We start from the raw sequence: 11987 nt of genomic DNA, 5'->3' as shown, positions 1-11987 counted from the left end.
AAACTAGTTAATCAAACTTACTGTTATTTTTTTGCACACACAAATCAAGGATTAGCCTTACTTAACCGCTGTCATGGTCTTATTAACATTCCCCGGAGAAGTTAACCACAACAATAGAAAAGTAATTAAGCCATTATAAACAATAAGCTCAAAACCAATTTTATAGGCTGTAAGTGGTAAAACATACATTGTCAACAAATAAATGATAACAGGTGATACCACACAGATAAATGGAACTAAATTGTCATTGACACGTTTCTTGGTTAATATCCCAAAGGAGAATAAACCTAACAATGGACCATACGTATAACCAGCAATCTTGAAAATAGCCGATACAACGGATTCATCATTGATGATATGGAAAAGCAAAATAACCAATAACATCACAACTGAAAACGCCAAATGAACATAATTACGTTGCTTAACCAACTTAGGGTCATTCGGATTCTCCTTCTTGTTGAAGTTTAAGAAATCCACACAATAAGAAGTTGTCAATGCTGTCAATGCGGAGTCCGTGGTTGCAAAGGTAGCAGCCGTTAATCCCATCATGAAAATAATCCCTGGAACAATAGATAAATGACGCAAGGCAATCTCTGGATATAAGTAATCAGATTTACCTAAGTCAGCAATACTAATTCCATTTGCATCTGCATAGAAATATAATAATGCGCCTACCGCAAGGAAAAATATATTAATCACGACAAAGATCCCCGTAAAGGTCATCATATTCGTCTGAGCCTCTTTAATAGTCTTCATACTAAGGTTTTTCTGCATTAAATCCTGATCTAAACCAGTCATTGCAATCGTTACGAAAATACCTCCAATAATATGTTTCCAAATATTTCTAGGATCCCCTAATAGGTTCTCCCAAATAAATATTTTTGAATAACTGCTCTCTTTTACTTTTTCAAAAGCTTCAAATACGGTTAGCCCTAATCCATCTGCCATAAAATAAATAGAAAGTACGACGGCCAACAACAAGAAGGTCGTTTGAAGGGTATCTGTAATGATAATGGTTTTTAGTCCACCCTTATTGGTGTACAACCAGATAAGAATCAAACAAACCGCAACGGTCAGAATGAATGGAACATTCCAGGCATCAAATATATATCGCTGTAAAACAATGGCAACTAAATACAATCGAAACGCAGAACCAATTGTTCTGGAAATCAAGAATATCATTGCCCCTGATTTATAACTCTTATGGCCTAATCGCTCTTCTAAATAGGTATAAATAGAAGTTAGATTCATCCGATAATATAGCGGCAATAAAACATAGGCAATAATGATAAAGCCTATTGCATTTCCGAGTACAAATTGGAAGTAACTGAAATTATTGGCATCAGTAAGTCCTGCAGGTGTATTCCCAACATCGCCGGGAACTGAAATAAACGTAACACCAGACAATGCAGTACCAATCATACCAAAGGCAACCATGTACCATTTAGCATTCCGGTTCGCAACAAAAAACGTAGAGTTATCCGAAGAATTTTTGGATGTAAAATGTGCTACAGCCAATAAAATCCCAAAATAAACAACTATAAAGGTTAGAAGAATAATTGGAGACATAGGTAGACGAAATTTGTTTTATTTGTTAAGGTTATAGTTATCAATGGCTTTTCGAACGTTACCAAATTCTTCAATCAATGCTGTTGCTGTCTCTTCATCGGTACCTGTTTCTGCCATCACCATCCGCACTCCGCGACCTACCAACTTATGATTCGAAAGCTGCATATCAACCATCTTATTCCCTTTCACTCTTCCTAATTGAATCATCACTGCAGTGCTGATCATATTTAAAACCAATTTCTGTGCTGTCCCTGCTTTCATACGGGTCGAACCTGTAACAAACTCAGGACCTACAATCACTTCAATTGGATATTTTGCCCTAGCCGCAATCGGAGAATTCCCATTACAAACTAAACAACCTGTCGCAATCCCTTTCTCATTTGCCTTATCCAAACCACCAATTACATATGGGGTGGTTCCTGAAGCAGCAATCCCTAATACAAAATCGTTCTCATTGATGGCAAATTCCTCTAAATCTTTCCATGCTTGCTCGACATCATCCTCCGCAAATTCAACAGCCTTGCGGATAGCTGTATCTCCACCTGCTATTAATCCAATTACCCAATCAAATGGAACTCCATATGTCGGTGGACACTCAGATGCATCTAAAATTCCTAAGCGACCTGATGTTCCTGCTCCAATGTAAAATAATCGCCCACCAGCCTTCATTCGGTCGGATACAACCTGAACTAGCGATTCAATCTGTGGAATCACCTTCTCAACTGCCAACGGCACTGTTTTATCCTCATTATTAATATTTGTCAGAATCTCTTGAACCGACATCTTGTCCAGGTCTTGATAGTTGGAGTCCTTCTCCGTGGTGTTGATCATAGCATTCAGCATTTGCAATTCTTTCTATAACTTTTCCGTAAATATGCGACTTTTTGTTAAAAAACGCAAAAACACGCATTATAATTTTATATCTCGTCGAGTGGCACGAATTTATAACTTTTATTCTTCAATAATTCAATCAACCTTTCTAATTGATTAAATAATTTATCTTTTCTTTTAGGATCAGCCCCCAAATGAATTATTATTACAAATCCATTTAACCCTTCCTTCAACTCATAATCAAATAACTGCCCTAAAATAGCTTCTGAAGACATATACCGCTTCCCCATTTCCGGATAGGTATAATCAGCCGCAGTCCTTAAGCCAGGAGTAAAATTGTATAACCTTAATCCAATTTCAGAACTCCAAGCCGTAATTTCTTTGTTGTACCATTCATAGGGCGCAACAAATTTATTCACCCCACCAATCCCTAAAGCCTTAATTTTATTGATGTTAGCACTTAAATCATCAATAAACTCTGTCTTACTCAACAACAAACTATCTCTATTTTCCCATGGAGCATAAAGTAAGTGCTGATCGGAATGTGGTCCTATATAATGTCCCTTATCAAATAACTTCTTTATTAATTTTGCAGACTTTTGATCCTCCAAAAATCTACCCGTAATAAAAAAACTCCCCGGAACCTTTTCCTTTTTTAATGTTCTCGCAACAATCGGCAACCCTTCCCTGAACTCATCGCCTGTAAAAATCAAGCTTACTTGCTTCTTACTGCTATCTCCACGGATAATTGCGCCGTGCGCATCAATTAATCTTTTTTTTTTGACTCATCTTCCTTCGCCGAAAGCAAGTAAATCAATGATGCTGTCCCATCCATTGTGGGCTCATTCGTGCTATAATCCCCAAAATCATCGTGATAAACTACTAAATCACTTTGAAACGATGCATAGTCATCCGGTTTATACAATTGAATCCCAATCAGATTCTTATAAATAGACGAATAAACCGGCCCATCTACTAATCCTCCATCAATTGGGTAATTATGTAAATATGTAAACGATGAATGTGGGCTTGTTGGTGTGTCACCATGTGAAGGTAATCCATAAACCATACTTGTACCCCATGGATTCACCCCAAATAACCAGTCTATATTTGCCTGTTCTAATTCCTGAAACTTGTTGTCTCCTGAAGCTTCTCTATACCATAAACATTGTATTGCAAATGAAGTGGTAAGATTATTACTGCACCATATAAATGGAACCCCACGGTAGAACATATTTTCTTTAGCCCTTGCATTAACAGCTTCAATACCTTCTTTATAATAACTCAAGGCTTCCTTTTTAGCTTTTCCCTCTGCTGACTTCGCAAGTTCAAAATGACCTAGGTTGATAAATGGATAATACTGATAATGGTTCGCTGTATCTTTTATCATCCATGGAGTCACTTTCTCTTGTCTGGCAAAATCAAGTGCTTTTTGAAGATGTTCTTGATTATTGTTCAAATTAAACATGGTGGCTTCTGCCAACTCCATATCATCCACCCAATTATCCTCAGCATAAATATAAGGAGACTTAACAGAAACTGTCTGAGTTACTCCAGGCTTGATGTAAGCATATTGCAAGGCTGTTTCTGCTTTTTCCTTCAATAAATTAGCATATTCAGAATCTTGACCCTTTAAAAGCTGATGACCTAAGCCAAAGGCACTCACAAACTTCGCTGCAGTCGAACTTGTTCCAGTTGTATTGTTCATGAACTTACCCCGTTGTTGTGGATTTCCATCAATAAAATAAACTGGTCGCTCATGCCCGCGTCCATAAACAGAATCCTGACCTGGCAACCGCATCGCCGTATGATCTCTGTCGTCGGCAATTTGATTAAACATGATATTCGGCTTGGGATGCATCTTTACCAACCAGTCTAATCCCCAAATAGCCTCGTCCAGAACATCCGCAATCCCATTCTTTCCATCTAATCCGTTCTCTTGTTTCTCATCCGTGAAAACAGATGGAAAATCACGATATGCAGCCAATAAATGATAAGTAGCATTGGCTGAAGTAGTAGCGTATTGTAAATAATCAGAAGCATCGTGCCATCCGCCCGCAACTTCTACCCTGGTACTATCTGGCATCCCAACGGAACTAGCATACATCGTAAACCCATCATGCGTATGGCAACTGTCTTGTAAAAAAGGATTAAATAATGTCCTTTGCTGACGCATATATCTCAATGTAAAATCTGCCGTCCCTTTATAAACATCTGGATTAATCTTAAAAGATGGCGACTTCGTTCCATCATCCGACTGGAGATAGAATTCCCCATGACCATTGTATCTACTAAAATCTAACCTATAACCTCTATGGAATGGACCATATTGCCCAAATTCCTTCCCTGCTTTCCCTGTATATACCGTTTTATTACTGCTCTTATCAATCAAACTAAATTTCTTAATCCCTTGATCCCCCTTACTGACCCATACGGCGACCTTCTTGTTTTCCGGAAGGTAACCCAATTGATTTATACGTATCCAACTGTTCTCTTGCGAAAAAACATGCAAACAACTGAACATCAAAAGAAATAAGAAAACTAATCTATTCATTATCATTTATTATGGTTTACTTTTAAGCATTACAATTTTTCCATCCATGCTGCTCACTACAACACGATCCTTAAATACCAATGGAGGATTGATCATCGCATTGGAAATTTTATATTGCCATACGGTTTTGCCGGTTTTAGGTTCTACAGCAGACAATAAACCTTTGTCGCTAGGAACAAATATATATTTTGAATTACTATAAATCGCTGTTGGAGCTAATTCATAAGGTAATTTTAATTCTGCCTTCCATGAAACATCCATTTTCTCAGCATCAACAGGAACGCCAATTAATTCCCCATCCATGGTCTTCGCTAAAACCAGCTTCCTATCCTTCGAGATCCCCATAGATTCCCTAACACGGTATTCATCCTTCTTTTCTCTCCAAAGGGTTTTTCCAGTTTGTAAATCTATAGCTGTCATAAAACGGTCTGGAGCAACAATAAAAACCTTATTCTTCTCAATCACAGGATAACATGCTGCAGCCGAAAACATCCTATTCGTATGACCATTATCCCACTTCCAAACCAATTTACCTGTTTTTTGATCTAATGCATAGAATCCATTTTTCCAACTGCCAAAGATTACCTTATTATCCGCTAACGTAGGCAAGGTTGAAACATAGCCTTCAACAGCATCAAATGTCCAAAGCAATTTCCCCGATTTTACATCAATGCTTCTGAACACACCATCCGAGGCTCCAATAAATGCTTTTCCGTCCTTAACAGCCGGCGAGCCCAAAACTGCCTTTTGAGCCTCTAGCTTCCATAATTCTTTGCCCGATTTTGAATCTAATCCATAAATATAATGGTCTGATGACCCCACAACTACCACACCTTTATGAACTGCCGGGGTCGAATAAACCTTACCCCCGGTTTTGAAACTCCATAGCTTTTTACCTGTTTTAAGATCTAATGCATAAACTTCACCAACGGTATTGGCTGTAAACATTCTTTTATTATCTGAACTAATCCCAGCTCCAATATCACCATGGTCCTCAAATTCCCAGATAACTTTTGCCGAACTACTCGAATTCATCGCATAATTAGGACGCTTTACACCTTGAATAGAACTTTCTGAAACCCTTTGCAAGGGTAACTTCAACCAATAGTCCTCCGTAATAAATAGTGGCTTGCGAACCTGAAAAAATACAGAATCAGGAGTAATACTAACAATATTATAGCCCCCAACTTCATCTTTCGCACGTAAATTGGAACGAGCCATTACTCCTGGAATCCCCTCCCAATCATACAATTTATTGATATGACCATGCCCACATAGAGCTAGCTGAACATTCTTGGTCTTAAGACGATTAATATTCTCATACCAATTATTTAATGAAGAATCTAAAGGATAATGGTTTATGGCAATTAATGGTTTCTGTTGATCTGGATGAGCCTTAAAAATCGAATCCATCCAAACTAAGTTTTCTCGAGGTATTTGCCCCGGACTCATCCGCATATTAGGACCAGAAGTCGTTCCAATAAATTCAACCCCCTTATGTTCAAAAAAGAAAGTCTCCGATCCGAAAACCTTACGGAATGAATTCGCCCCACTTTCAGACCAATTACTATCATGGTTCCCCGGAATAACATATAAGGGAAGATTTAAACTGTCCAAAATCTGCTTGGCTAATGCCAATTCCTCATCCGAACCAAATTCCGTAACATCACCCGATAAAATCACAAAGTCAATGCCTTGCTGCTGATTTAAGTCCAGAACAGTTCTGCGTAAATCATCAGCCCCAGTAGCACCGCCAACATGTGTATCTGTAACCTGAGCAAATTTGAAAGTTTGGGAAAATAGGTTTAATGGTATTAGGAACAGTAAAAATAAAAGTCTTTTCATTAGATTCTTTAATTAATATATAAAAGGCTAGAAAATAATCTAGCCTTTTATTTGTTTAAAATTATTCAGTCTCCCAACCTGGGTTTTGCTTCAATTCAACTCCCTGATCTTTGTAAAGTCTAATTTGATCTTTTGGAAGTGGATTTAAGTAAACCTTCTCACCAGTAAAAATACGTTGTGTTTCTGGCTTAAACGCTGGTTTAATATATCCAATACGATTAGTAGGTCCATTCACTACAGTTAGGTTCTCAACTAGTAATTTTCCAGTACCATCTTTGTAATCGTCTTTATTAATCCAAGCACCTAAGTTAATTTTAGGATTATTATTCGTATCCATCATTGGAAGCTTTTTCCATCTTCTCAAATCATTATACCTGAAACCTTCCATCATTAACTCAACTCTTCTTTCTCTTCTAATTTCCCAAAGAATTGGAGATACAGTTGGGTCACGTTCAGGATCATTAATAGTTACACCTCCTACTAAGGCAGATTGTCCAGCAACTTCTAATTTAGGCATATTTACTCCAGTTCTGCTTCTTAAGACATTAATTGAAATATCTAAGTCAGCTTGGCTAATATTCCCTAGTTCTGCAACAGCTTCAGCATAATTAACTAAAACCTCACCAAATCTAATTACAGGCGCATCGGTCTGATTTAAACTACCTGAACCTTCTGGCTCATTTTTTACTGTTTCATTTAAAAATTTCCAAACAGCATATCCAGATGTACTAGAGTTTGAGTTAACACCAGATAAACGGATATCTGAAGTTACCGTCTGGTTTAACCGAGGATCTCTATCTGTCATAACATCCCCAATTGAATGATCACCTTTATATAATGGAGATTGATCAACTGGTAAACCATCTTTTGAAAGATAACTTCTGACTGCATCACGAGAAATTCCTGTTTGTGGCTCCCTATTGTTATAAGACATTAATGAATGTGTTAACAACCCTGTAACGTAACGACGGTACATTATCATTTCTGGATTTCCTGTCAAACTTAACGAAGTAAATAAATCTCTATAGTTAGTTCCTAAGGAATATCTCTTAGAATTGATTAATTCACCAGCCGCCCATTTAGCTGCCTCAAGATAAGTCTTTGCTCTTGCTTGATCATTGGTATGATATTTCATCCAAGTACCTTGAAATAACATAATTCTGGACATGAATGCTAAAACAACATCTTTATTAACATACAATCCCTTTTCACCTACATCACTAACACGTACGTTTTCTGCCGCAAACTTTAAATCTTCCAACATCTTGTCGACAACAAAAGATCTAGGATCTCTCGGACGATATAAAGTTTCTATATCTGTCTCTGAAATAACATTTTCAAACCATGGAACATCGCCAAAACGACTAACCATATCATGATATTCCATTGCGCGGAAGAATCTCCCAACACCAGTCCAATGCGCAATAGCATCATCACTCATTGGTACAGTTTTTACTCTATCTATAAAGACATTCGCTTTTCTTACCCAAGTGAATCCCCAGCCACCACCAGATTCGGGAACAATTTTCGTAAACTCCCCAGGACTCGTACTTGCAAAATCATCATTGAAAGCTTGCCCAGAAAAATAATTCCCCCAGGAATATCCTGATCCATAACCTGTAAAATATCCTGTATAAAAACCATAAGAGAATGTTCTTACATTTTCCTCTTTGGTCCAAAAATCTTCATCAGTCATAGTATCTTTTGGAAATTTCTCCAAAAAGTCCTTGTTACATGATGAAAAAACTGCAGTTGCACCTAAAATGCCTATAGCTACAACAATCTTATTGATTAATTTCATAATATTGAATCAATTTGAATTATAAACCTACTTGAACTCCAAATGAATATGACCTCTTGAATGGATAAACTCTACCAAAAGAGTTTCCATCATTTAGACCCCAAGAAGTATAATCTGTTTCTGGGTCAATAGGAATATTCGTATTCTTTTTCTCAAATAAGTTTTCACCACTAAAGAAAACTCGCACTCTACTCAATTTAGCCTTTTCAACAAAATTCTTAGGCAATGTATATCCAAAAGTCAAATTCTTTAAACGTAAATATGACATATCCATCAAGTACTTTGTTTGTGGCATAAAGTTTCTAATGCTATTACTTTGGCCTTGATCTGTTGGACGTGGGTAAAATGCATTTGGATTTTCCTCAGTCCAATAATCTAACTGATGCTGATACCATGCTTCACCAGGTCTGAATCCAGGAATAAATACCGTTCCACTCGCCCATTGCTCACGTTTTCCTACGCCTTGGAAAAATACTCCTAAATCAAATCCTTTATATTCCATATCCAATCTAAAACCGTATTGCCATCTTGGATTTGAATTACCAATAATTTTTCTATCTCCAGGATTTTCTACTGAACCATCGCCTGTAGAAATTTTCCCATCATTATTCAAATCTTTATATTTAATATCACCTGGCCCATAGAAAAACCATCCACTCTCAAAGTCTTTTTGATCTGCAATACCTTCATTCAATATCCATTTTCCAGCATCATCTTTTAGCAAGTTGCCACTAGGATCCTGTTGGAAATCATCTTTCGTAAAGAATCGATCTGTTTCATATCCCCAAATCTCGCCAATCACACGACCTTCATAATTTGAAGAAATTAATCTGGTTGCATTATTGAATTTTGTAATACGCTCTTTGAAATCACTTAATTGACCACCAACACTGAAGAATAAGCCATTATCAAAAGTATGTCTGAATTTAACCTCAGTTTCCCATCCTTTTGTTTCCATTGCACCATAGTTAACTCTTGGAGGAGTAGCACCAAAAGAAGAAGGCAAAGTAGAACCGCTACTTAACATATCACTAGTAGTTCTTTTAAACCAATCAAATGTTACATTTAAGCGATCATTAAAGAATCCAGCATCTGCACCAATGTCTAAATCCGTAACTTTTTCCCAAGTTAAAATTGGAGAAACTACGTTAGGAGTTCCAACAGTGTATTGAAACGCATCTCCAACTAACCAACCAGACGATGTGCTAGGCATTGTTGAAATAAATGCATTCGCCCCAACATTCTGATTTCCAATCATACCATATGATCCTCTGAATTTCAAAAACGATAGGTACGGCTTAAGTTCTTGCATGAAGTTCTCTTCTGTAACTACCCAACCCGCTGATACCGCTGGGAAAAACGCCCATCTGTTTGAAGACGGGAATCTTGAAGAACCATCTTGACGACCACTAACTTGGAATAAATATTTATTCTTATAGGCATAGTTAATACGTCCAATATAACCTAATGTAGCCCAATCACCTAATGTACTACCTGCTGTTTGAACACCTGTAGCTAATGCAAGTTCGCCCTTATCAGGGTCCATTAACATGGTTTTTTCAGAATAGTGATTCCCACCTTCATACATTTCCATGTTCATACCTAAAGTGAACTTTAGATCATGGTCTCCGAATGCCTTATTATAATTAAAGAACCCATTGAATACTTGACGGTCTTGATAATAAGATGTATAATTTACTCTGTCATGTGATGCAGAAGTAAAGGTACGATAAGGCATCTCTCCTCCACCTGCCCAGAAGTCAATCCCTTTTACAGAACCTCCAACAATATGATCTCTTGCTCCCCAATTGGTATATGTATAATCCGCATCAAAAGTTAATCCATCAATAATATTAACAGTTGCACCTAAATTGATACGAGTCATCCCCATTTTGTATTCATTCATTTTGGCTTGCTCAACCTCAGTGATTGAATTTCGCATTGGGTTACCGTCAATAGTTCCATATGGAAATACCTTTTGCCATCTGTATAGATAGAACCAAGGGTCGTAAGTTCCCCCTCCAAATGAATATGGCGAAGTTTTTAAGGTATTGGAATATAAAAATTTACTCCTTGCTGAAATCCACTTATTGATTTTTGCGTCTACTGATCCATTAACATTATAACGAGTAAACTTATCAGGATTAACCTTTAATACTCCTCCTTGGTTAATATAACCTAAACCTAAATTATAAGAAATGGTACTGCTACCACCGTTCATATTTAAATTATGAGTCTGTTGTGGAGCATAATCTTTCATATACATACCAGGTGCATCCCAAGGTCTATAAAAGAATAATCTCCCTCCACGAACTTCCCAGTCACGACCTTCAACCATTTCTGACCCTAAATCCTGACCTCCATACATACTTTCCCATTCGCGCATTTTCTCAATGGCAAGTTGGTCATAATAAACACCTACCGCTCCGAAAACATCAGTATTTGGATTAGTACGTTGCAATGCTTTAAGAGCAACCTCAGCACCATCTGCTGCATCTGCGATATCAAGTACCTCAGTTGGTCTTTGCCAAGCAAAATTGTTTGAATATGAAAGTTGATTTGGAGTATCTTTTCTACCGGTTTTGGTCGTAATTAAAATAACTCCCCATGCTGCACGTGTTCCATATACTGATGTTGATGCTGCGTCCTTTAAAACGGATACACTAGCAATGTCTTCCGGATTCACCATCTGCAAATTCGGAACTTCAACGTTGTCTACCAAAATTAATGGTGATGCAGAACCCGCATTTAATGACCCAGTAACACCTCTTAAGCGAATTGTTGGATTGGACCCCAAATCCCCACTTGGTGAGGTAATCGTTAATCCCGGAACTGATCCTTGTAATGCTTTTCCAACATCAGTGATCGGCCTTGTTTTGAATGTTTTTTCAACATCAACTGAACTAACTGCCCCTGTTACGTTAGAACGTTTTTGTGTACCATATCCTACTACAACCACCTCATCGATGATATCCTCGCTAGATTCCAATGACACATTTACAGTATTACCTGTAACAGGTACTTCTTTAGTCTGAAAACCTACAAAAGAAATCCTAAGTGTTGAACCTACTGAGGCAGTAATAGTAAATTTACCTTTACTATCAGTTACAGTCGTCACAGACGATCCTACAACCGAAACAGTAACACCTGCCAACGGACCATCAGGACCGCTTACCGTACCTGATACGGTATTCTGCAGTACCGATGTGGCTTTTGTCCAGCCAGCATGGTTTCTAAGTGCAACAACACCCTTGTTTGCGTTAAATGACGCATAAGTCGGCATTGTCAGACCCAGAGCGAGTGAAAAGAGTAGAAGTCTTCGCATTGCTTTAAGATTAATAATTTATAATTTTTGTTATCATAATTCGGCCTATCTCTTTTGTATCG

General features: G+C 37.6%; 7 protein-coding genes. All 7 read right to left on the bottom strand.

The genetic code is table 11. The annotated features are described in order from the left end of the window. Positions 1 to 57: 57 nt before the first annotated feature. The 7 genes from PZ892_RS01225 to PZ892_RS01195 all read right to left on the bottom strand — a co-directional run bounded on the left by PZ892_RS01225 (position 58) and on the right by PZ892_RS01195 (position 11925). Complete coding sequence (locus PZ892_RS01225) at positions 58 to 1569, bottom strand: sodium:solute symporter (protein WP_094257663.1); 1512 nt, start codon at positions 1567 to 1569, stop codon at positions 58 to 60. An 18-nt stretch (positions 1570 to 1587) separates the two neighbouring features. Beyond that, positions 1588 to 2400, bottom strand: coding sequence for an N-acetylmuramic acid 6-phosphate etherase (gene murQ / locus PZ892_RS01220; protein WP_094257736.1), 813 nt, complete (start codon positions 2398 to 2400; stop codon positions 1588 to 1590). Between the two features lie 86 nt (positions 2401 to 2486). Further along, positions 2487 to 3113 carry a polysaccharide deacetylase family protein gene (locus tag PZ892_RS01215; protein WP_229678243.1) on the bottom strand — a complete coding sequence of 209 codons (627 nt, stop codon included), beginning with the start codon at positions 3111 to 3113 and terminating at the stop codon, positions 2487 to 2489. A gap of 53 nt (positions 3114 to 3166) precedes the next feature. After that, positions 3167 to 4954, bottom strand: coding sequence for a glycoside hydrolase family 9 protein (locus tag PZ892_RS01210; protein ID WP_277711990.1), 1788 nt, complete (start codon positions 4952 to 4954; stop codon positions 3167 to 3169). Between the two features lie 9 nt (positions 4955 to 4963). After that, a complete protein-coding gene (locus tag PZ892_RS01205; protein WP_182497902.1) occupies positions 4964 to 6799 on the bottom strand; it encodes a PQQ-binding-like beta-propeller repeat protein in 1836 nt (611 codons plus the stop codon). 61 nt (positions 6800 to 6860) lie between these two features. After that, positions 6861 to 8600, bottom strand: coding sequence for a RagB/SusD family nutrient uptake outer membrane protein (locus tag PZ892_RS01200; RefSeq protein ID WP_182497901.1), 1740 nt, complete (start codon positions 8598 to 8600; stop codon positions 6861 to 6863). Between the two features lie 19 nt (positions 8601 to 8619). Then, entirely contained in the window at positions 8620 to 11925 is a 3306-nt protein-coding gene (locus PZ892_RS01195; RefSeq protein WP_220476599.1) for a TonB-dependent receptor, read from the bottom strand. Positions 11926 to 11987 lie beyond the last annotated feature (62 nt).

Source organism: Sphingobacterium sp. WM, assembly GCF_029542465.1.
Lineage (GTDB): Bacteria > Bacteroidota > Bacteroidia > Sphingobacteriales > Sphingobacteriaceae > Sphingobacterium > Sphingobacterium cellulitidis.
Note: the sequence above shows the minus strand (reverse complement) of the source record. Positions and strands in the feature narration are given on the sequence as shown.